This window comes from Streptomyces sp. NPDC052396 (assembly GCF_044593195.1).
In the GTDB taxonomy this organism is placed as follows: domain Bacteria; phylum Actinomycetota; class Actinomycetes; order Streptomycetales; family Streptomycetaceae; genus Streptomyces.
Genome location: NZ_JBIUAW010000004.1, coordinates 61,242 through 81,576 on the forward strand (window position 1 = coordinate 61,242; position 20,335 = coordinate 81,576).

Genomic DNA, 20,335 nt, shown 5'->3' on the forward strand with positions numbered 1-20,335 from the left:
ACGCGCGTCACATAACGCGAACGGCGCCGGTCGGCGGGGAGTAGCTCAGGTCGCGCTCGACGATGCCCGTGCTCGGGTTCTGGGCGCCGATGAACTTGCCACCGCCGATGTAGACGGCCACGTGGTAAGCGCTGCCGGAGGAGCCCCAGTAGAGGATGTCGCCGGCCTGCAGGTTGTCCAGGGACACCTGGGTGCCGGTCGCCGACTGGTCCTGGGAGACGCGCGGCAGGTCGATGCCGATCTGCGAGTAGGCGGCCTGGACCAGACCGGAGCAGTCGTAGGAGGACGGGCCGGTGGAGCCCATCACATACGCCTTGCCAACCTGGGCCTCGAGGAAGGAGATCAGGGTGGCCACGCTGCCGGAGGCGTGCGAGGACGAGGGAACGGCGGAGGAGTCCGACGCGGACTTGGCGGACAGCGAGGCCCGCCCGGCGTCCCGGGAGGCGCGCGCCTCCGCGTCCCGCTTCTCCTGGGCGGCGGCCGCCTTGCGCTCGGCCTCGGCCTTGCGGTCGGCCTCCTGCTTGGCCTTCTTGGCCGCGGCCTTGGCGGTGTCGGCGGCGTGGTCCACCTGCGCGCGCACCTGGTAGTCCACAGCGGTCTGCTGCGTGGCGTCCGCGCTCTGGTTGATGGAGGCGGCCAGCTCGGCGTTGAAGGCCGGCATCTCCATCGTGGCCTCGGTCGGCCTCTCGGCCGCGTCGGCCTGGGCGGCCGCGGTGACGGCCAGCGTGCTGAGGACGCCACCGGCAACACCCGTGCGAACGACCCAGGACTGGGTCGCCGGGCGCCGGGGCTTCCGGTGGCTGATTATGTGCGCGTTGGGGGACATGGGATAAGGGCTTACCAGGCGGCGCTGGTTGAGTTCAATATGAGTGGCGTAGGTCACAATTCGCTTCGCAGGGGTCCGATTTGGCCCCCCGGGCCCCGGAAACGGCCTTCCAAACCCTCTGCCGAGGGATCGTGATCATGCGGTTATGCATGGCATTTGGGCGTCGGACGGGATCGGCGGCGCGGCATATCACGTTCTGGTCTCGGCCGTCGAGGCGCGTTGTCGGAACCCGACCGATGACGGGCCCGCGCGTGGTGGAGTTCACGCTCCGGCCCGCTCGTGAACTTGTGCGCGAGCGGACGATCGGACGCGCCGGATGACGGCCCTCGCTCCAGCGGGTGCTGCTCCTATATCAGTTGACGGACCGTCTCGCCAAGTTGCCGGAGCGCGGCTCGATTTGATAATGGGTCAACCCGTTTCAGCAGCGGCGATGGAGTGAAAGATCACCGCAAGTGATCACATGGACGCCTCCCGTACGGAGATCACCACTCATCCGACTTGATGATCGTTCGTCAGGTGGTGGAGATCACAAGCGTGGAGCTGTACGCCGTGTCGCAGATCACAGACCGCCGGGCATAGGATGCCCATCGACCCGGGCTTGTGAACTGCCTCACATAGGGCGGATCTTCACGGTGATTTCGCGTCGCGTTCGCCGGAGTTCCCCAAGCGGTGCGCCTGCCCGGTCCGGTCAGCCAGCAGCAGTCAGCGTCGACTGGAAGGAGCGAGGAGCGGTGAACGCCTATGCGCCCATCCTCGTACTGGGAGCCCTGGGAGCGGGCTTCGCGATCTTCTCTGTGGTGATGGCATCGCTCATCGGGCCGAAGAGGTACAACCGCGCCAAGCTCGAGGCCTATGAGTGCGGTGTCGAACCGACCCCGCAGGCCCCGGGGCGGGGCCGCTTCCCGATCAAGTACTACCTGACGGCGATGCTCTTCATCGTCTTCGACATCGAGATCGTCTTTCTCTACCCCTGGGCCGTCTCCTTCGACGCCCTCGGGCTCTTCGGGCTCGTCGAGATGCTGCTCTTCGTGCTCACCGTCTTCGTCGCCTACGCCTATGTATGGCGGCGCGGCGGCCTGGAATGGGACTAGGGGGCGAATCGGCACATGGGACTTGAGGAGAAGCTGCCCAGCGGCTTTCTGCTGACCACCGTGGAGCAGGCGGCCGGCTGGGTGCGCAAGGCATCGGTCTTCCCGGCCACCTTCGGGCTGGCCTGCTGCGCCATCGAGATGATGACCACCGGCGCCGGGCGCTACGACCTGGCCCGGTTCGGGATGGAGGTCTTCCGGGGCTCCCCGCGCCAGGCGGACCTGATGATCGTGGCCGGCCGGGTCAGCCAGAAGATGGCACCGGTGCTGCGGCAGGTCTACGACCAGATGCCCAACCCCAAGTGGGTCATCTCCATGGGCGTCTGCGCCTCCAGCGGAGGCATGTTCAACAACTACGCCATTGTGCAGGGCGTGGACCACATCGTGCCGGTGGACATCTATCTCCCCGGCTGTCCGCCCCGCCCCGAGATGCTGATGGATTCCATCCTCAAGCTGCACAAGAAGATCCAGGGCGAGAAGCTCGGCGTCCATCGCCGGGAGGCGGAGCGCCAGGCCGAGGAGGCGGCGCTCCGGGCCCTGCCCCTCATCGAACAGAAGGGGCTGCTGCGATGAGCGAGCCCGAGAAGAAGCCCGGGCAGGAGCCGCGTCCGCTCCCCGAACCGGTGCCCGGCCCCAACGGGGCCGTCAATCCGGACCGGGACCTCCAGTCCCAGAACCTCCCCGGCCAGCGCACCGACCACGGCGAGGTCATCGGGGTGCGGCGGGGGATGTTCGGCGCCAACAACGGTGGCGACACCTCGGGTTACGGGCGCCTGACGCGGCCGGTGCGGCTGCCGGGTGCCAGCGCCCGTCCGTACGGGGGCCCACGCGGCGGAGCCGCATATGGAGACTTCGACGAGGTGGCGGACGAACTGGAGGGGGCCCTGGAGGAACAGGGCCTGGTTCCGGAGAACGCCATCGAGAAGACGGTGGTCGACCGGGGCGAACTCACCTTCCATATCGCCCGGGAACACCTGCCGAGGGTGGCCAGGACGCTGCGCGACGACCCGGCGCTCCGCTTCGAGCTGTGCACGGGCGTCAGCGGTGTCCACTACCCCGGGGACAAGGGCCGTGAGCTGCACGCGGTCTACCACCTGCGCTCGATCACCCACAACCGGCTGATCCGGCTGGAGGTCAGCGCCCCGGACAGCGATCCCCATGTGCCGTCCACCGTGGAGATCTATCCGGCCAACGACTGGCATGAGCGCGAGACCTATGACTTCTTCGGGCTGGTCTTCGACGGCCATCCGGCACTGACGCGGATCATGATGCCGGACGACTGGCAGGGCTTCCCCCAGCGCAAGGACTATCCCCTGGGCGGCATCCCCGTGGAGTACAAGGGCGCCCAGATCCCGGCTCCGGACCAGCGGAGGTCGTACAGCTGATGTCCCACCCGTCATCCGACCACCACCCCTCATCGAGTCCCTCCGGGACGCGGTCAACTCCTGACGCAAGCCCCCGCGAAACGACGGAAGGCCCCGTCTATACGGTCACCGGCGGCGACTGGGACGAGGTCACCGAGGCCGCCCGGCAGGCCGACGACGAGCGCATCGTGGTCAATATGGGCCCCCAGCACCCCTCCACCCATGGCGTGCTGCGGCTGATCCTGGAGATCGACGGAGAGACGGTCACCGAGGCCCGGGCCGGCATCGGCTATCTGCACACCGGGATCGAGAAGAACCTGGAGTTCCGCAACTGGACACAGGGCACCACCTTTGTCACGCGCATGGACTATCTGATGGGCCTGCACAACGAGACGGCCTACTGTCTGGGCGTCGAGCGGCTGCTGGGCATCGAGGAGCAGATCCCCGACCGGGCCACCGTGATCCGGGTGCTGCTGATGGAGCTGAACCGAATCTCCTCCCATCTGGTGTACATCGCCACCGGCGGGATGGAACTGGGCGCCTCCACCATCGCCATCTTCGGCTTCCGCGACCGGGAGATGGTGCTGGACATCTTTGAGCTGATCACCGGGCTGCGGATGAACAACGCCTATGTCCGCCCCGGCGGGCTGGCCCAGGACCTGCCGCCCGGCGCGGTGGACCAGGTGCGCGAGTTCATCAAGAAGATGCGCCGCAACCTGCCCGAGTACGACAAGCTCGCCACCGGCAACCCGGCCTTCAAGGCCCGGCTGCAGAACGTGGGTTATCTCGACCTCACCGGCTGTATGGCGCTGGGCATCACCGGCCCGATACTGCGCGCCGCCGGGCTGCCGCACGACCTGCGCAGGGCCCAGCCGTACTGCGGCTATGAGAACTACGAGTTCGAGGTGCCGACCGGTGACACCTGCGACGCCTATGGCCGCTTCCTGATCCGGCTGGAGGAGATGCACCAGTCGCTGCGCATTGTGGAGCAGTGCCTGGACCGGCTGCGGCCGGGACCGGTGATGGTCGAGGACAAGAAGATCGCCTGGCCCGCCCAACTGGCCCTGGGGCCCGATGGGCTGGGCAACTCGCTGGACCACATCAAGAAGATCATGGGCACCTCGATGGAGGCCCTGATCCACCACTTCAAGCTGGTCACCGAGGGCTTCCGGGTGCCGCCCGGCCAGGCGTACACGGCCATTGAGTCACCCCGGGGCGAGCTGGGCGTCCATGTGGTCAGCGACGGCGGCACCCGGCCGTACCGCGTGCACTTCCGCGACCCCTCGTTCAGCAACCTCCAGTCCATGGCGGCGATGTGCGAGGGCGGCCAGGTGGCCGACGTCATTGTCGCGGTGGCTTCTATCGACCCCGTGATGGGAGGCGTGGACCGGTGACCGAAGTCAGCCTGGGAATGCCGCAGTTGCCCGCGCCGGACTACCCGGCCGAGGTCAGGGCCCGGCTGGCCGCCGATGCCCGGGAGGTGATCGGGCGCTATCCGGACAGCCGCAGCGCGCTGCTGCCGCTGCTGCACCTGGTGCAGGCCGAGGAGGGGTATGTCACCCGCACCGGCATCCGGTTCTGCGCCGAGCAACTCGGCCTCACCACCGCCGAGGTGACCGCGGTGTCCACCTTCTACACCATGTACCGGCGCCGGACCGGCGGTGACTACCAGGTCGGGGTGTGCACCAACACCCTGTGCGCGGTGCTGGGCGGGGACGCCATCCTCGAGGCGCTCCGTGCCCACCTGGGGGTGGGCCATGGGGAGACCACCGCCGACGGCAAGGTCACCCTGGAGCACATCGAATGCAACGCCGCCTGCGACTACGCCCCGGTGGTGATGGTCAACTGGGAGTTCTTCGACAACCAGACGGTGGAGAGCGCCACCCGGCTGGTGGACGAGCTGCGGGCCGGACGCACCGTGCAGCCCACCCGGGGCGCGCCGCTGTGCACCTACCGGGAGACCTCCCGCATCCTGGCCGGCTTCCCCGATGAGCGGCCGGGCGCGGTGGAGGCGAGCGGCGGCGCCGGACCGGCCTCGCTGGCCGGGCTGCGGCTGGCCAAGGGCGAGGGCGGGCCGGTGAAGGTCGGCCCGCCGCGCACCGAGCCCCCGCAGGACGAGCACCCGCCCGAGCACCCCAGTTCGCATGACGCGCCGCAGCAGACATCCGCCTCGGACGCCGATCACCCCAGCGGACCGGTCACCGAGGAGGGGGAGGGATGACGATGGCACCGGAAACCAGTGGGGGCACCTCCCAGCCGGAGGCCGGGGGAGAGACCAGTCCGGAGAAGCTGCTCGCGCCCGTGCTCAGCGCGTTCTGGGACGAGCCCCGGTCATGGACGCTGGAGACCTATCTGCGCCACGAGGGCTATGCCGGGCTCCGTAAGGCCCTGGCCATGACCCCTGATGACGTGATCGCCTATGTGAAGGACTCCGGTCTGCGCGGCCGGGGCGGCGCGGGCTTCCCCACCGGGATGAAATGGCAGTTCATCCCGCAGGGCGACGGTAAGCCGCACTATCTGGTGGTCAACGCGGACGAGTCCGAACCGGGCACCTGCAAGGACATCCCCCTGCTGTTCGCCAATCCGCACGCCCTGATCGAGGGCATGGTGATCGCCTGCTACGCGATCCGCTCCGACCGCGCCTTCATCTATCTGCGCGGCGAGACCGTTCCGGTGCTGCGCCGGCTGCATCTGGCCGTCCAGGAGGCATACACGGCCGGGTACCTCGGCCGCGACATCCTGGGCAGCGGGCTCAATCTCGATGTCACCGTGCACGCCGGTGCGGGCGCCTATATCTGCGGCGAGGAGACCGCGCTCCTGGACTCGCTCGAAGGCCGCCGTGGCCAGCCCCGGCTCCGACCCCCCTTCCCGGCGGTGGCGGGGCTCTACGCCTGCCCCACTGTGGTGAACAACGTCGAGTCCATCGCCTCGGTTCCCGCGATCCTCAACCGGGGCAAGGAATGGTTCCGTTCGATGGGGAGCGAGAAGTCCCCCGGTTTCACTCTCTATTCGCTCAGCGGGCATGTGGCCGGGCCCGGCCAGTACGAGGCGCCGCTGGGCATCACCCTGCGCCAGCTGCTGGGCATGAGCGGCGGGATGCGCCCGGGCCACCGGCTCAAGTTCTGGACGCCGGGCGGCTCTTCGACCCCGATCCTCACCGATGAGCACCTGGATGTGCCGCTGGACTACGAGGGCGTGGGCGCCGCCGGTTCGATGCTGGGCACCAAGGCGCTGCAGTGCTTCGACGAGACCACCTGTGTGGTGCGGGCGGTGACCCGGTGGACCGAGTTCTACGCCCATGAGTCCTGCGGCAAGTGCACCCCCTGCCGCGAAGGCACCTACTGGCTGGTCCAGTTGCTGCGCGACATCGAGGCGGGCAAGGGCCGGATGGCCGACCTGGACAAGATCAATGACATCGCGGACAACATCAACGGCAAGTCGTTCTGCGCCCTGGGCGACGGCGCCGCCAGCCCCATCTTCTCCTCGCTGAAGTACTTCCGCGCCGAGTACGAGGAGCACATCAGGGGCCGGGGCTGCCCCTTCGACCCGGCGAAGTCCACGGTGTGGGCCGACCGGAACAACCCGCATCCGGAGGTGCGTGCATGACCGTCACCACGCAGCCGCAGGGCGCGCCGGCGGCGCAGGACCTGGTGTCCGTCACCATCGACGGGATCGAAGTCGCCGTTCCCAAGGGCACCTTGGTGATCCGGGCGGCGGAAATGGTGGGCATCGAGATCCCCCGGTTCTGCGACCATCCGCTGCTGGACCCGGTGGGTGCCTGCCGGCAGTGCATCGTGGAGATCGAGGGCCAGCGCAAGCCGATGGCCTCCTGCACCATCACCTGCACCGACGGCATGGTGGTCCGCTCCCAGCTGACCTCGCCGGTGGCCGAGAAGGCGCAGCGCGGGGTGATGGAACTGCTGCTGATCAACCACCCGCTGGACTGCCCGGTGTGCGACAAGGGCGGTGAGTGCCCGCTGCAGAACCAGGCGATGAGCGTCGGGCAGGCCGACTCCCGCTTCGAAGGCCGTAAACGCACGTACCAGAAGCCGGTGCCCATCTCCCCGCAGGTGCTGCTGGACCGGGAGCGGTGTGTGCTGTGTGCGCGCTGCACCCGCTTCTCCCAGGAGATCGCCGGGGACCCGATGATCGAGCTGCTGGAGCGCGGTGCGCTGGAGCAGGTGGGCATCGGCGAGGGCGATCCCTTCCGCTCGTACTTCTCCGGCAACACCATCCAGATCTGTCCGGTGGGGGCGCTCACCTCGGCGGCGTACCGGTTCCGGGCCCGGCCCTTCGACCTGGTCTCCTCGCCCACGGTGTGCGAGCACTGCGCGGGCGGCTGCGCCACCCGTACCGACCACCGGCGCGGCAAGGTGATGCGGCGGCTGGCCGCCGAGGACCCGGAGGTCAACGAGGAGTGGCTGTGCGACAAGGGCCGCTTCGCGTTCCGTTACCAGCAGCGGCCGGAGCGGCTCCAGGAGCCGCTGGTGCGCAATGCGGAGGGTGTGCTGGAGCCGGCCAGCTGGCCGGACGCGCTGCAGGCGGCGGCGCGCGGGCTGGCCGCGGCGCGCGGCCGCAGCGGGGTGCTCACCGGCGGCCGGCTGACGCTGGAGGACTCCTACGCCTACGCCAAGTTCGCCCGGCTGGCGCTGGACACCCATGACATCGACTTCCGGGCCCGGGTGCACAGTGGCGAGGAAGCCGACTTCCTGGCCGCCCAAGTGGCGGGCCGGGGCTTGGACTTGGACGACTCCGGGGTGACCTACACCGGTCTGGAGCAGGCGCCGGCGGTGCTGCTGGCCGGGATCGAGGCCGAGGAGGAGGCGCCCGGGGTCTTCCTGAGGCTGCGCAAGGCATGGCGCAAGCGGGGCCAACGCACCTTCGCCCTGGCCCCGTTCGCCACCCGGGGGCTGGCGAAGGCGGGCGGGGTGCTGCTGCCCGCGGCCCCCGGCACCGAGGCGGAGTGGCTGCGGGCGCTGGCCGCCGGGTCCGGCCTGGACGCCGAGGGGCAGGCGGCGGCCGACGCGCTGCGCGCCGAGGGCGCGGTGATCGTGGCCGGGGAGCGGCTGGCCGCCGCGCCCGGGGCGCTGACCGCCGCGCTGGCCCTGGCCCAGGCCACCGGGGCGGCGCTGGTGTGGATCCCGCGCCGGGCCGGGGAGCGGGGCGCGGTGGAGGCGGGTGCGCTGCCGGGCCTGCTGCCCGGCGGCCGGCCGGCCACCGATCCACGCGCCCGGGAGGAGACCGCCCTGGTCTGGGGGATGGCCGAACTGCCGCGCGGCCCCGGCCGGGACACCGGGCAGATCATCGAGGCGGCCGCCGCCGGCGAGCTGGGTGCCCTGCTGGTGGGCGGGGTGGAGGTGGCCGACCTGCCGGACCCGGCGCGCGCCCGGGAGGCGCTGGACGCGGTGGGCTTCCTGGTCAGCCTGGAACAGCGGCCCAGCGAGGTCACCGAGCGGGCCGATGTGGTCTTCCCGGTGGCCGCGGTGGCCGAGAAGGCGGGCACCTTTGTCAACTGGGAAGGCCGGGCACGGCCGTTCGAGCCGGCGTTGCGGCCCGACCAGATGCGCCGCCGGCTGATCATGTCCGACTGCCGGGTGCTGGACCGGCTGGCCGACGCCATGGATATGGCGCTGGGGCTGCCCGATGTGACCGCCGTACGGCAGGAGTTGGCGCGGCTGGACCGCTGGCCCGGCCCGTATGCCATGGCCCCGGCGGAGCCCGCCGCGCGCCCGGTGCCCGCGCCCGCCACCGGCGAGGCGGTGCTGGCCGGGCACCGGATGCTGCTGGACCAGGGCCGGCTCCAGGACGGTGACGAGGCGCTGGCCGCCACCCGGTACCCGGCGGTGGCCCGGCTGTCGGCGGCCACCGCCGCCGAAGCGGGTGTGGCCGAGGGGGAGTTGCTGGCGGTGCACGGCCCGGCCGGCACGGTCCGGCTGCCGCTGGCGGTCACCCCGATGCCGGACCGGGTGGTCTGGCTGCCGCTGGACTCCACGGGCCGCGGGGTGCTCTCGGACACCGGGGCGCGCCCCGGAGAGGTGGTCCGCATCGGCCCCGACACGGAAGCGCCGGAGGTGCGTTCATGACCCTGTCGATGGAAGACCTGTCGATGTTCGGCAGCGATCCCTGGTGGCTGGTGGTCCTCAAGGCGGTCTTCTGCTTCGCCTTTGTGATGGTGACCGTCCTGGTGTCCATCGTCTTCGAGCGCAAGCTCATCGGCTGGATGCAGCTGCGCATCGGCCCCAACCGGCACGGCCCCTGGGGCTTGCTCCAGTCGCTGGCCGACGGGGTGAAGCTGATGCTCAAGGAGGATCTGGTCGTCAAGCGGGCCGACAAGGTGATCTATGTGCTGGCCCCGGTGGTGGCCGCCATCCCCGCCTTTATGGCCATCGCGGTGATCCCCTTCGGGCCGGCCGGCAATGAGATCTCCATCTTCGGCCACCGCACCACCATGCAGCTCACCGATCTGCCGATCGGGGTGCTCTACATCCTGGCCACCGCCTCGGTGGGCATCTACGGGATCGTGCTGGGCGGCTGGTCCTCCGGCTCGACCTATCCGCTGCTGGGCGGGCTGCGCTCCTGCGCCCAGATGATCTCCTATGAGATCGCCATGGGCATCTCCTTCGCCGCGGTGTTCCTCTACTCCGGGTCGATGTCCACCTCGGCCATCGTCCAGGCGCAGCAGGACCGTTGGTACATCCTGCTGCTGCCGGTCTCCTTCATCATCTACATCGTGTCGATGGTCGGCGAGACCAACCGGGCGCCGTTCGACCTGCCGGAGTCCGAGGGCGACCTGGTGGGCGGCTTCAACACCGAGTACTCCTCCATCAAGTTCGCGATGTTCATGCTGGCCGAGTACGTCAACATGGTCACCGTCTCCGCGGTGGCGGTGACGCTGTTCCTGGGCGGCTGGCGCGCCCCGTACCCGGTCTCGGCGTTCTGGGCCGGCGCCAACCACGGCTGGTGGCCGCTGGGCTGGTTTGTGATCAAGCTGGCGCTGCTGCTGTTCTTCTTCATCTGGCTGCGGGCCACGCTGCCCCGGCTGCGCTACGACCAGTTCATGAAGCTGGGGTGGAAGGTCCTCATCCCGGTGTCGATGGTCTGGCTGATGCTGGTGGCCACGGTGCGGGCGCTGCGCAACGAGAACTACGACTTCCAGCAGATCCTGCTCTGGATCGGGGGCGCGGTGCTGGCGATCCTGCTGCTCTCGCTGGTCGCCGACGCCTTCCGGGGCCGTGTGGAGCGTGAGCGCGCCGAGCCCGGTCCGGAGGGCGGATTCGATCCCCTGGCGGGTGGCTTCCCGGTGCCGCCGCTGCCCGGCCAGAGCCTGCCGCCGGTGCCGCGCCGACGGCCGCGCGGGCAGGGCCAGCTCATTGTCAGTGGCGGCGTCGATACTGTGCGTGACGGAAAGGAGGGTGACGGTGCCAGCTGAGTCTTCGCGCGAGTCCTCACATGAGACATCCCGCCTGAATCCGGTGGCCGGGTTCGGTGTGACGTTCAGGGACATCTTCAAGAAGCGCCTCACCGAGCAGTATCCGGAGTACAAGAAGCCCACCGCGCCCCGCTTCCACGGCCGTCACCAGCTCAACCGGCATCCGGACGGCCTGGAGAAGTGCATCGGCTGCGAGTTGTGCGCCTGGGCCTGCCCGGCGGACGCCATCTATGTGGAGGGCGCGGACAACACCGACGAGGAGCGCTACTCGCCGGGCGAGCGGTACGGCCGGGTCTACCAGATCAACTATCTGCGCTGCATTCTGTGCGGCCTGTGTGTGGAGGCCTGCCCGACCCGCGCGCTGACCATGACCAATGAGTATGAACTGGCCGACCGCAGCCGGGCGTCGCTGATCTACACCAAGGAGGAGCTGCTGGCCGGTCTGGAGGAGCGCATGGTCGACTCCCCGCATGCCATCTACCCTGGAATGACCGAACAGGACTACTACCGGGGCCTGGTGACCGAGGCGGCGCCCGGCACGGTGCGCCAGGTGGCCGTGAGCAAGGGCGAACGGCCCGCCGGGGAAGGGGTGGAGGCATGACGGCCGCCGCTTCCTCGCTCACCTCCACCGGTGAGGCGGTCCAGTTCTGGATCCTGGCGGTGGTGGCCACCCTTGGCGCACTGGCCACGGTGCTGATGCGGCGGGCCGTGCACAGCGCCCTCTCGCTGGCCGGGACCATGATTGTGCTGGCGGTGTTCTACCTGGCCAACGGCGCCTATTTCCTGGGCGTGGTGCAGATCGTGGTCTACACCGGCGCCATCATGATGCTCTTCCTGTTTGTGGTGATGCTGGTGGGTGTCACCGCCGCCGACTCGCTGCGGGAGACCATCCGGGGCCAGCGCTGGCTGGCCGCGCTGTGCGGGCTGGGCTTCGCGGTGCTGCTGGGCGCCGGGATCGGCAATGCCTCGCTGCATCACTTCAACGGGCTGGGGCAGGCCAACTCCGGTGGGAATGTGGAGGGGCTGGCCTCCCTGATCTTCACCCGCTATGTCTTCGCCTTCGAGATCACCGGCGCGCTGCTGATCACCGCGGCGGTGGGCGCCATGGTGCTCACCCACCGGGAGCGCACCGAGCCGGCCGCCACCCAGCGCCGGCTGTCCGAGGAACGGGTGCGCAAGGGTGAGCAGATCACCCCGCTGCCCGCTCCGGGCACCTATGCCCGGCACAACGCGGTGGATGTTCCCGCCCTGTTGCCCGACGGCACCCCGTCCGAGCTCAGTGTGAGCGCCACCCTGCGGGCCCGGGGCCAGGTCCGAGATGTGTCCGGCCAGGCGCTGGAGGACCTGGCGGCGCTGGAGCAGCGGTCCCGTAAGTATCTGGCGCGCGGCAATGGCGAGCGGCGGAAGGGAGCCGGCCGGTGAATCCCGTCAACTACCTCTATCTGTCCGCCCTGTTGTTCACCATCGGTGGCGTCGGGGTGCTGATCCGGCGGAACGCGATCGTCCTGTTCATGTGTGTGGAGCTGATGCTGAACGCCTGCAACCTGGCGTTTGTCACCTTCTCCCGGATGCACGGCAATCTGGACGGCCAGATCTTCGCGTTCTTCACCATGGTGGTGGCCGCCGCCGAGGTCGTGATCGGCCTGGCGATCATCGTGTCGGTCTTCCGCGCCCGCCGCTCGGCCTCGGTCGACGACGCCAGTCTGCTGAAGCTGTAAGGGGACGCTGACGTGGAGAACCTCATTGGACTGCTGGTCCTGGTACCGCTGCTGGGCGCGGCGGCGCTGCTGTGCGGCGGCCGCCGGCTGGACCGGAGCGGGCCCTGGCTGGGCACCCTGGTGGCGGCGGCGTCCTTTGTCATCGGGGTGGTGCTCTTCGCGTACCTGCTGGGCCGGTCCGCGGACGACCGCACGCTGCGGGTGACGGTGTTCCGGTGGGTGCCGGTCGGCGGCTTCCGCGCCGATGCCGGCTTCCAGCTGGACCAGTTGTCGATGACCTTCGTCCTGCTGATCACCGGGGTGGGGTCGCTGATCCACCTCTACTCGGTCGGCTATATGGCGCACGACGAGCGCAAGCGGCGGTTCTTCGGCTATCTCAATCTCTTCCTGGCCGCCATGCTGCTGCTGGTCACCGCCGACAACTACCTGCTGCTGTACGCGGGTTGGGAGGGCGTGGGCCTGGCCTCGTATCTGCTGATCGGCTTCTGGCAGCACAAGCCCAGCGCGGCCACCGCGGCCAAGAAGGCGTTCCTGGTCAACCGGGTCGGTGACATGGGGCTGTCGATCGCCATCATGCTGCTGTTCACCACCTTCGGCACCTTCGCCTTCCAGCCGGTGCTGGCCGGCGCGGACCGGGCGAGCGAGGGCCGGCTGACCGCCATCGCCCTGATGCTGCTGCTGGCGGCCTGCGGCAAGTCGGCCCAGGTGCCGCTGCAGAGCTGGCTCGGGGATGCCATGGAGGGCCCGACGCCGGTCTCCGCCCTGATTCACGCCGCCACCATGGTGACCGCCGGGGTCTATCTGATCACCCGGTCCGGGCCCCTCTTCGACGGGGCGCCCAACGCCCAGCTGGCGGTGGTCACGGTGGGCGCGGTCACCCTGCTCTTCGGTGCCATCGTCGGTTGCGCCAAGGACGACATCAAGAAGGCGCTGGCCGGTTCGACCATGTCCCAGATCGGCTACATGGTGCTGGCCGCCGGGCTGGGGCCCATCGGCTATGTCTTCGCCATCATGCACCTGGTGACCCATGGCTTCTTCAAGGCCGGTCTCTTCCTCGGTGCCGGATCGGTGATGCACGGCATGAACGACGAGGTGGACATGCGGCGTTACGGCGGTCTGCGGAAGTACATGCCCATCACCTTTGTCACCTTCGGGCTGGGCTATCTGGCCATCATCGGCTTCCCGGGGCTCTCCGGCTTCTTCTCCAAGGACAAGATCATCGAGGCGGCCTTCGCCAAGGGCGGCACCGAGGGCTGGATCCTGGGCGGCACCGCGCTGCTGGGCGCGGCCATCACCGCGTACTACATGACCCGGGTGATGCTGCTGACCTTCTTCGGCGAGGAGCGGTGGCGCTCCGCGCCTGCCGATGAGGTGCCGCACCCGCATGAGTCCCCGAAGGTGATGACCATCCCCATGGTGGTGCTGGCCATCGGATCCGTGTTCGCCGGCGGCCTGTTCAGCGTCAATGACACCTTCCTGAGGTGGCTGGAGCCGGTGACCGGGCACAGCGAGGGCAACTCCCCGGTCAGCGCCGCGGCGGTGACCGGGGCCACCATGGCGGTGCTGGTGGTGGGCGTGGCGCTGGCCTGGGCCCAGTACGGGCGGGCCCCGGTGCCCGTCACCCCGCCGCATGGCTCGGTGCTCACCCGGCTGGCCCGGCGCGACCTGGGCCAGGACGACTTCAACCATGTGGTGCTGGTGCGCGGCGGCGGACAACTGACCCGCGGCCTGGCCGAGATCGACCACAAGCTGGTGGACGGGGTGGTCCAGGGCACCGCCATCTCGGTGGGCGGCCTCTCCGACCGGCTGCGACGGCTGCAGAACGGCTTCGCACGGTCGTATGCGGTCTCGATGTTCGGCGGTGCGGCCGTGCTCATCGCCGCGACCCTGCTGATGAGGGCGGTGTAACCGATGTCCTTCCCGTTGCTTACGGCCACGGCGGCCATCCCGGCGGTGGGCGCGGTCGCCACCGCCGCGGTGCCCGCCGCCCGGCGCGCCGCCGCCAAATGGCTGGCGCTGGCCTTCTCCCTGGTGACCCTGGGCCTGGCGGCGGCCCAGCTGGTCCGCTTCGACCCCGGCTCCGGCCGGGCCTTCCAGCTGACCGAATCCCACTCCTGGATCGCGGACTTCGGGGTCCGCTACGACCTGGGCGTGGATGGCATCGCGGTGGCGCTGATCGGCCTGACCACCGTGCTGGTGCCCTTGGTGATGCTGGCCGGCTGGCATGACGCCGATGTGCTGGAGGGCGCCGAGCCCAACCGGCACTGGCGGCCCACCCAGGGCTTCTTCGCGCTGATCCTGCTGGTCGAGGCGATGGTGGTGATCGCCTTCGAGGCCACCGATGTCTTCCTGTTCTATTTGTTCTTCGAGGCCATGCTGATCCCGATGTACTTCCTCATCGGCGGCTTCGGCGACCGGGCCGGGCAGGAGACCGACGCGGAGGCGGCCGCCCAGCGCTCCCGGGCGGCGGTGAAGTTCCTGCTCTACAACCTGGCCGGCGGTCTGATCATGCTGGCCGCGGTGATCGGGCTGTACGCGGTGACCGCGCACCAGCTGGGCAATGGCACCTTCTCGCTGACCGAGATCCTCCAGGCCCGGGCGGCGGGCCGGCTGCAGCTGGCCACCACCACCGAACGGGCCCTGTTCCTGGGCTTCTTCTTCGCCTTCGCGGTCAAGGCGCCGCTGTGGCCGCTGCACACCTGGCTGCCGGGCGCCATGGGCGAGTCCACCGCTCCGGTGGCGGTGCTGATCACCGCGGTGGTGGACAAGGTGGGCACCTTCGCCATGCTGCGGTTCTGCCTCCAGCTGTTCCCGGCGGCGTCCAAGTGGGCCACCCCGGTGATCGTGGTGCTGTCCCTGGTGAGCATCCTCTACGGCGCGCTGCTGGCGGTCGCCCAGCGGGACATCAAACGGCTGATCGCCTATGCCTCCATCTCCCACTTCGGCTTCATCATCCTGGGCATCTTCGCCATGACCACCCAGGGCCAGGGCGGCGCCACCCTCTATATGGTCAACCACGGTATTTCCACGGCCGCGTTGATGCTGATCGCCGGGTTCCTGATCTCCCGGCGCGGCTCCCGGCTGATCGCCGACTACGGCGGGGTGCAGAAGGTGGCGCCGGTGCTGGCGGGCACCTTCCTGGTGGCCGGTCTGGCCACCCTCTCGCTGCCCGGACTGGCGCCCTTTGTCTCCGAATTCCTGGTGCTGGTCGGCACATTCAGCCGCTACCCGGTGGCCGGCGGCATCGCCACCCTGGGCATTGTGCTGGCCGCGCTCTATGTGCTGGTGCTCTACCAGCGCACCATGACCGGGCCGGTGAAGGAACCGGTGCGCGCCCTGCCGGACCTGCGGGCACGCGAACTGGCCGTGGTGGCACCGCTGATCGCCCTGCTGCTCTTCCTGGGCGTCTATCCCAAGCCGCTGACCCGGATCGTCAACCCGGCGGTGGAGCACACCATGTCCCAGGTGCGGCAGACCGATCCCCGACCCGATGTCCCGCTGACCGATGCGGAGGGCGCCAAGTGACCAGCGCGGCAACTGTCCACAGCCTGTGGACAACGGCGGCCGATGCCCCGAAGAAGATCCCGTCCCCCCATATCGAGTACGGCCAGCTGTCACCGACGCTGATTGTGCTGGGCGCCGCGGTGCTGGCCATCCTGGTGGAGGCCTTCCTGCCGCGCCGGCTGCGGCACCCGGTGCAGCTGATGGTGACCACGGTCGGGCTGGCGGCGGCCTTCGCGGCGGTGGTGGCTCTGGCCGCCGGCGGATACGGCACGGACAAGGCGCACCCGGCGGCCATGGGCGCGGTGGCGGTGGACGGTCCGGCGCTGTTCCTCCAGGGCACGGTGCTGCTGGTGGCGCTGGTCGCCGCGTTCACCTTCGGTGAGCGGCGGCTGGACCCGGCCGCGCACGGCCGCCCGGTGGACTCCTTCGCCGCCCAGCCGGCCGCGGTGCCGGGCGGCGAGGCGGAGCGGGCGGCGGTGAAGGCGGGCTGGACCACCACCGAGGTCTTCCCGCTGATGCTGTTCGCGGTGGCCGGGATGCTGGTCTTTCCCGCCGCCGACGACCTGCTGACGCTGTTTGTGGCACTGGAGGTCTTCTCGCTGCCGCTGTACGTCCTGTGCGCCCTGGCGCGGCGGCAGCGGCTGCTGTCCCAGGAGGCGGCGGTGAAGTACTTCCTGCTGGGTGCCTTCGCCTCGGCCTTCCTGCTGTTCGGCATCGCCCTGCTCTATGGCTACGCCGGCACGGTCACCTACTCGGGCATCGCCGATGTGGTCAACGGGACGGTACGCACGGTGGATCCGGTGCTGGCCCAGACCATGGGCAATGACGCGCTGCTGCTGATCGGCGGCGCCATGGTGCTGATGGGTCTGCTGTTCAAGGTGGGCGCGGTGCCGTTCCATATGTGGACGCCGGACGTCTACCAGGGCGCGCCCACCCCGGTCACCGGCTTTATGGCCGCCGCCACCAAGGTGGCCGCCTTTGGTGCGCTATTGCGGCTGCTGTATGTGGTGCTGCCGGGGATGCGGTGGGACTGGCGGCCGGTGATGTGGGGCGTGGCCATTCTGACCATGCTCTTCGGCGCGGTGGTGGCGGTGACCCAGACGGACGTCAAGCGGCTGCTGGCCTATTCGTCGGTGGCCCATGCCGGGTTCATCCTGTCCGGGGTGGTGGCCACCCGTCCGGACGGCGTCTCCTCGGTGCTGTTCTACCTGGCCGCGTACTCCTTTGTGACGCTGGGGGCGTTCGCGGTGGTGACGCTGGTGCGGGACGCGGGCGGCGAGGCCACCCAGCTGTCCAAGTGGGCCGGGCTGGGCCGCCGTTCGCCGCTGGTGGCGGCGGTGTTCGCGGTGTTTCTGCTGGCCTTCGCCGGCATCCCGCTGACCAGTGGCTTCGCCGGGAAGTTCGCGGTGTTCAAGGCGGCGGCGCAGGGGGGTGCGGTGCCGCTGGTGATCGTGGGTGTGGTGTCCTCGGCGATCGCCGCGTTCTTCTATATCCGGGTGATTGTGCTGATGTTCTTCAATGAGCCCAAGGAGGGCGGGCCTTCGGTGGCGGTGCCGAGTTTTCTGACCTCGACGGCCATTGGGGTGGGGGTTGTTGTCACCCTGGTGCTGGGTGTCGCCCCGCAGTACTTCCTCAATCTGGCCGGCCAGGCCGGGGTGTTCGTCCGGTGAACGGCGGGTGGGTGGGCACGCCCCTTCGGGGCGTATTCCGCCCACCCGCCCGCTCGTTCACCCGGCGGTGACCCGTCCGCTGACCTCGCCCAGGCCGATGCGGGAGCCGTTCGGCCCCGGGGCCCAGGCCGTGATGACGACCTCGTCGCCATCGGCCAGGTACGGGCCCTTGCCCTTGGTGAGTTCCAGGAGGCAGCCCACCTGGTCCTCCTCGGGGCCGCTCACCGTGCCGGAGGCGTAGAAGTCGCCGGTGCGCAACGAGGCGCCGTTGACGGTCATATGGGCCAGCTGCTGGGCCGCCGTCCAGTACATGGCGGCGAACGGCGGGCGGGAGATCACCTTGCCGTTGATGGCCACCTCCAGGCGGATGTCGATGCCGCCCGGCTCGGCGGCGGAGTCGTCGAGGTACGGCAGCAGCGGGTGGGTCCGCTCCGGCGGCGCCGTACGGGCCGTGTCAAAGGCGTCCAGCGGGGTGATCCAGGCGGACACCGAGGTCGCGAAGGACTTGCCCAGGAACGGGCCCAGCGGAACGTATTCCCACTGCTGGATGTCCCGTGCCGACCAGTCGTTGACCAGGCAGACACCGAAGACATGATCGCGGAAGTCGCCCAGCGGGACAGCGGTGTTGGCGGGCGCGGGGGTGCCCACCACAAAGCCCACCTCGGCCTCGATGTCCAGTCTCAGGGACGGGCCGAAGGAGGGGGCCTCGTCGGCGGGCGCCTTGCGCTGGCCGTGCGGGCGCGGCACCTCGGTACCGGACACCACCACCGTGCCGGCCCGGCCGTGGTAACCGATGGGCAGATGCTTCCAGTTGGGGGTCAGCGCCTCCGCGTTGGGGCGGAAGATACGGCCCACATTGGTGGCGTGGTGCTCGCTGGCGTAGAAGTCCACATAGTCGGCGACCTCGAAGGGCAGGTGCAGGGTCACCTCGGACAGCGGGTGGAAGTGCGGCCCGTCCAGCCAGCCGCGGACCTCGGCGCGCACCGCCTGCCAGACGGGACGGCCCGCGGCCAGCAGCGGGTTGAGCACCGGCTGGTCCAGCAGGTCGGCGTAGGCGGAGCCATGCGCCGCCGCGGCCGCCGCCGCGTCCAGCACATGTGCGCCGTAACGGACGCCGATACGGGGGTGGTCCGGGGCGTCGGGGGTGGTGAAGACGCCATACGGAAGGGTGTCCGCGCCGAAGGGGTCGCCTTCGGGCAGCTCACTGGGGATGTGCTCGGGCATGGGGTCGCTGCCTCGCCTTCTCCTGGATGCTCCTGGCGGCGGTGGCCGGAGGCCACTCGGGCCACAGATTACGTGCTGGCGCCAGTCGGGCAAGAGATGTTCGGGCGCTGCCCCGAGGGTGGGAAAAGGTAGGGCAATGTCCGGTAACTCCTTGCTGGAAGCGATGATTCCGAAGTAGCGTCCTAAGTCGGGTCACACACAGTGGGGGGCCGCTGAGGCTGGGTGGCCATGGGGGGTGCTGGTGGCGAGCAGGAGCGCGCCCGAGGCGGACCGATCCGTTCCCGGGCTCATCGTGAAGTTCGGCGATTATCCTCTGCACCACGGCGGTGTCGGCGCCATACGCAGTCTTGGCAGACTCGGGGTCCCGATGTACGCGATCACCGAGGACCGCTGGACTCCGGCCGCGCTCTCCCGCTATCTCACCGAAGCGTTCGTCTGGCCGACCACCGGCACCGAGGATGCCGCCGAGCTGGTGGCCGGGCTGCTGCGGATCGGGGAGCGGATCGGCCGTCCGGCCGTGCTGCTGCCCACCGACGAGGAGGCGGCGGTGCTGATCGCCGAGCATGCCGCCGAGCTGGCGCCCGCCTTTCTCTTCCCGCCGGTGGAACGGGAGTTGCCACGGCGGCTGGCGAGCAAGCAGGGCCTGTACGAGCTGTGTGCGGAGCATGGGGTGCCCGCGCCGGCCACCCTCTGCCCCGCCTCCTATGCGGAGATCGAGGAGTACGCGCGGACGGCGGCCTTTCCGGTGGTGGCCAAGAACCGGGAGGCGTTCGAGCGGCGGCGGCGTCCCGCGGTGCATGGCACCACCCGGATCGGCGGCGCCCGTGAACTGCTGGCCCTGGCCCGGGAGTGGGGGCCGGCCCCCGGGGTGATCCTCCAGGAGTACCTGCCGCGCGAGCATGCCGAGGACTGGATCGTGCATGCCTACTTCGACCGGGACAGCACCCCGCTGGCCCTGTTCACCGGCGTCAAGGTGCGCTCCTGGCCGCCGCACGCGGGCATGACGGCGCACGCCTATGTGGTGGACAACCCCGAACTGGCCGCGCTGGCCGCCCAGTTCATCAAGCAGCTCGGCTTCTCCGGGATCATCGACCTGGACTGGCGGTTCGACCGCCGGGACGGCCGCTACAAGCTGCTGGACTTCAACCCCCGGATGGGCGCCCAGTTCCGGCTGTTCGAGAACGAGGCGGGCATCGATGTGGTCCGTGCCCAGCACCTGGATCTCACCGGGCGCCGGGTGCCCGAGGGTGAGCAACTGGCCGGCCGCCGCTTTGTGGTGGAGAACATCGACCTGCCGGCGCTGGCCGCCTACCGGCGCAGCGGCTACACCACCCCGCACGCTCCCCGGCGGGCCAGCGGCACCGAGCTGGCCTGGCTGGCCCGGGACGACCTCAAACCCTTTCTGACCATGCTCGCCCGGCTGGCCGGGCCGGGCGCGAGACACCTGTGGCAGTTGTGGCGCTCGCGGCGAACCGCCGTGGCGTCCGCGGCGCGTGGCTGACAAGGCCGAAA

At 69.7% G+C, this 20,335-nt stretch carries 17 protein-coding genes; 15 read left to right on the forward strand and 2 right to left on the reverse strand.

Translation table 11 applies throughout. The features are described from left to right. Positions 1-7 precede the first annotated feature (7 nt). Entirely contained in the window at positions 8-826 is an 819-nt protein-coding gene (locus tag ACIHFE_RS11520) for a C40 family peptidase (RefSeq protein WP_400105654.1), read from the reverse strand. Between the two features lie 731 nt (positions 827-1,557). On the opposite strand from ACIHFE_RS11520, the gene ACIHFE_RS11525 reads away from it, so the two are divergent. Genes ACIHFE_RS11525 through nuoN form a run of 14 tightly spaced genes read left to right on the forward strand, consistent with a single transcriptional unit; the run spans position 1,558 to position 17,599 of the window. Continuing rightward, entirely contained in the window at positions 1,558-1,917 is a 360-nt protein-coding gene (locus ACIHFE_RS11525) for an NADH-quinone oxidoreductase subunit A (RefSeq protein WP_400105655.1), read from the forward strand. A 15-nt stretch (positions 1,918-1,932) separates the two neighbouring features. Next, positions 1,933-2,487, forward strand: coding sequence for a NuoB/complex I 20 kDa subunit family protein (locus ACIHFE_RS11530; RefSeq protein WP_400105656.1), 555 nt, complete (start codon positions 1,933-1,935; stop codon positions 2,485-2,487). Further along, positions 2,484-3,299, forward strand: coding sequence for an NADH-quinone oxidoreductase subunit C (locus tag ACIHFE_RS11535; protein ID WP_400105657.1), 816 nt, complete (start codon positions 2,484-2,486; stop codon positions 3,297-3,299). Before ACIHFE_RS11530 ends, ACIHFE_RS11535 begins: the two co-directional genes overlap by 4 nt. Beyond that, positions 3,299-4,672: an NADH-quinone oxidoreductase subunit D gene (locus ACIHFE_RS11540; RefSeq protein WP_400105658.1), complete on the forward strand. Its 1,374-nt coding sequence runs from the start codon at positions 3,299-3,301 to the stop codon at positions 4,670-4,672. The genes ACIHFE_RS11535 and ACIHFE_RS11540 overlap by 1 nt, the downstream gene beginning before the upstream one ends. A 17-nt stretch (positions 4,673-4,689) precedes the next feature. Then, complete coding sequence (gene nuoE / locus ACIHFE_RS11545; RefSeq protein WP_400106057.1) at positions 4,690-5,499, forward strand: NADH-quinone oxidoreductase subunit NuoE; 810 nt, start codon at positions 4,690-4,692, stop codon at positions 5,497-5,499. Beyond that, on the forward strand, positions 5,496-6,884 hold the full coding sequence (gene nuoF / locus ACIHFE_RS11550; protein ID WP_400105659.1) for an NADH-quinone oxidoreductase subunit NuoF: 1,389 nt from the start codon (positions 5,496-5,498) through the stop codon (positions 6,882-6,884). The genes nuoE and nuoF overlap by 4 nt, the downstream gene beginning before the upstream one ends. Further along, positions 6,881-9,361, forward strand: coding sequence for an NADH-quinone oxidoreductase subunit G (locus ACIHFE_RS11555; RefSeq protein WP_400105660.1), 2,481 nt, complete (start codon positions 6,881-6,883; stop codon positions 9,359-9,361). Before nuoF ends, ACIHFE_RS11555 begins: the two co-directional genes overlap by 4 nt. Then, on the forward strand, positions 9,358-10,707 hold the full coding sequence (gene nuoH, locus ACIHFE_RS11560) for an NADH-quinone oxidoreductase subunit NuoH (protein WP_400105661.1): 1,350 nt from the start codon (positions 9,358-9,360) through the stop codon (positions 10,705-10,707). The genes ACIHFE_RS11555 and nuoH overlap by 4 nt, the downstream gene beginning before the upstream one ends. Further along, on the forward strand, positions 10,697-11,308 hold the full coding sequence (gene nuoI / locus ACIHFE_RS11565) for an NADH-quinone oxidoreductase subunit NuoI (protein ID WP_400105662.1): 612 nt from the start codon (positions 10,697-10,699) through the stop codon (positions 11,306-11,308). The genes nuoH and nuoI overlap by 11 nt, the downstream gene beginning before the upstream one ends. Next, entirely contained in the window at positions 11,305-12,129 is an 825-nt protein-coding gene (locus ACIHFE_RS11570; protein WP_400105663.1) for an NADH-quinone oxidoreductase subunit J, read from the forward strand. Before nuoI ends, ACIHFE_RS11570 begins: the two co-directional genes overlap by 4 nt. Continuing rightward, positions 12,126-12,425 carry an NADH-quinone oxidoreductase subunit NuoK gene (nuoK, locus tag ACIHFE_RS11575; RefSeq protein ID WP_400105664.1) on the forward strand — a complete coding sequence of 100 codons (300 nt, stop codon included), beginning with the start codon at positions 12,126-12,128 and terminating at the stop codon, positions 12,423-12,425. The genes ACIHFE_RS11570 and nuoK overlap by 4 nt, the downstream gene beginning before the upstream one ends. A 12-nt stretch (positions 12,426-12,437) precedes the next feature. Next, a complete protein-coding gene (gene nuoL, locus ACIHFE_RS11580; RefSeq protein WP_400105665.1) occupies positions 12,438-14,333 on the forward strand; it encodes an NADH-quinone oxidoreductase subunit L in 1,896 nt (631 codons plus the stop codon). 3 nt (positions 14,334-14,336) lie between these two features. Continuing rightward, the gene (locus tag ACIHFE_RS11585; protein ID WP_400105666.1) at positions 14,337-15,950 is read left to right on the forward strand and encodes an NADH-quinone oxidoreductase subunit M; all 1,614 of its coding nucleotides are present in this window, start codon (positions 14,337-14,339) and stop codon (positions 15,948-15,950) included. After that, entirely contained in the window at positions 15,947-17,599 is a 1,653-nt protein-coding gene (gene nuoN / locus ACIHFE_RS11590) for an NADH-quinone oxidoreductase subunit NuoN (RefSeq protein ID WP_400105667.1), read from the forward strand. The genes ACIHFE_RS11585 and nuoN overlap by 4 nt, the downstream gene beginning before the upstream one ends. Before the next feature lie 57 nt (positions 17,600-17,656). Here nuoN and fahA read toward each other — a convergent pair whose 3' ends face one another. Then, a complete protein-coding gene (gene fahA, locus ACIHFE_RS11595; protein ID WP_400105668.1) occupies positions 17,657-18,823 on the reverse strand; it encodes a fumarylacetoacetase in 1,167 nt (388 codons plus the stop codon). A 367-nt stretch (positions 18,824-19,190) separates the two neighbouring features. Here fahA and ACIHFE_RS11600 point away from each other — a divergent pair, with 367 nt between their 5' ends. Continuing rightward, positions 19,191-20,324, forward strand: a complete 1,134-nt coding sequence (locus ACIHFE_RS11600; RefSeq protein WP_400105669.1) for an ATP-grasp domain-containing protein — start codon at positions 19,191-19,193, stop codon at positions 20,322-20,324. Positions 20,325-20,335 lie beyond the last annotated feature (11 nt).

Bases quoted from the DNA above. Each gene is read 5' to 3' on its own strand.
- nuoH (WP_400105661.1), top strand. From the start codon at position 9,358: ATGACCCTGTCGATGGAAGACCTGTCGATGTTCGGCAGCGATCCCTGG.
- nuoF (WP_400105659.1), top strand. From the start codon at position 5,496: ATGACGATGGCACCGGAAACCAGTGGGGGCACCTCCCAGCCGGAGGCC.
- ACIHFE_RS11555 (WP_400105660.1), top strand. From the start codon at position 6,881: ATGACCGTCACCACGCAGCCGCAGGGCGCGCCGGCGGCGCAGGACCTG.
- nuoE (WP_400106057.1), top strand. From the start codon at position 4,690: ATGCCGCAGTTGCCCGCGCCGGACTACCCGGCCGAGGTCAGGGCCCGG.
- ACIHFE_RS11585 (WP_400105666.1), top strand. From the start codon at position 14,337: ATGTCCTTCCCGTTGCTTACGGCCACGGCGGCCATCCCGGCGGTGGGC.
- ACIHFE_RS11520 (WP_400105654.1), bottom strand. From the start codon at position 826: ATGTCCCCCAACGCGCACATAATCAGCCACCGGAAGCCCCGGCGCCCG.
- ACIHFE_RS11600 (WP_400105669.1), top strand. From the start codon at position 19,191: ATGTACGCGATCACCGAGGACCGCTGGACTCCGGCCGCGCTCTCCCGC.
- ACIHFE_RS11530 (WP_400105656.1), top strand. From the start codon at position 1,933: ATGGGACTTGAGGAGAAGCTGCCCAGCGGCTTTCTGCTGACCACCGTG.
- ACIHFE_RS11535 (WP_400105657.1), top strand. From the start codon at position 2,484: ATGAGCGAGCCCGAGAAGAAGCCCGGGCAGGAGCCGCGTCCGCTCCCC.
- fahA (WP_400105668.1), bottom strand. From the start codon at position 18,823: ATGCCCGAGCACATCCCCAGTGAGCTGCCCGAAGGCGACCCCTTCGGC.
- ACIHFE_RS11540 (WP_400105658.1), top strand. From the start codon at position 3,299: ATGTCCCACCCGTCATCCGACCACCACCCCTCATCGAGTCCCTCCGGG.
- ACIHFE_RS11570 (WP_400105663.1), top strand. From the start codon at position 11,305: ATGACGGCCGCCGCTTCCTCGCTCACCTCCACCGGTGAGGCGGTCCAG.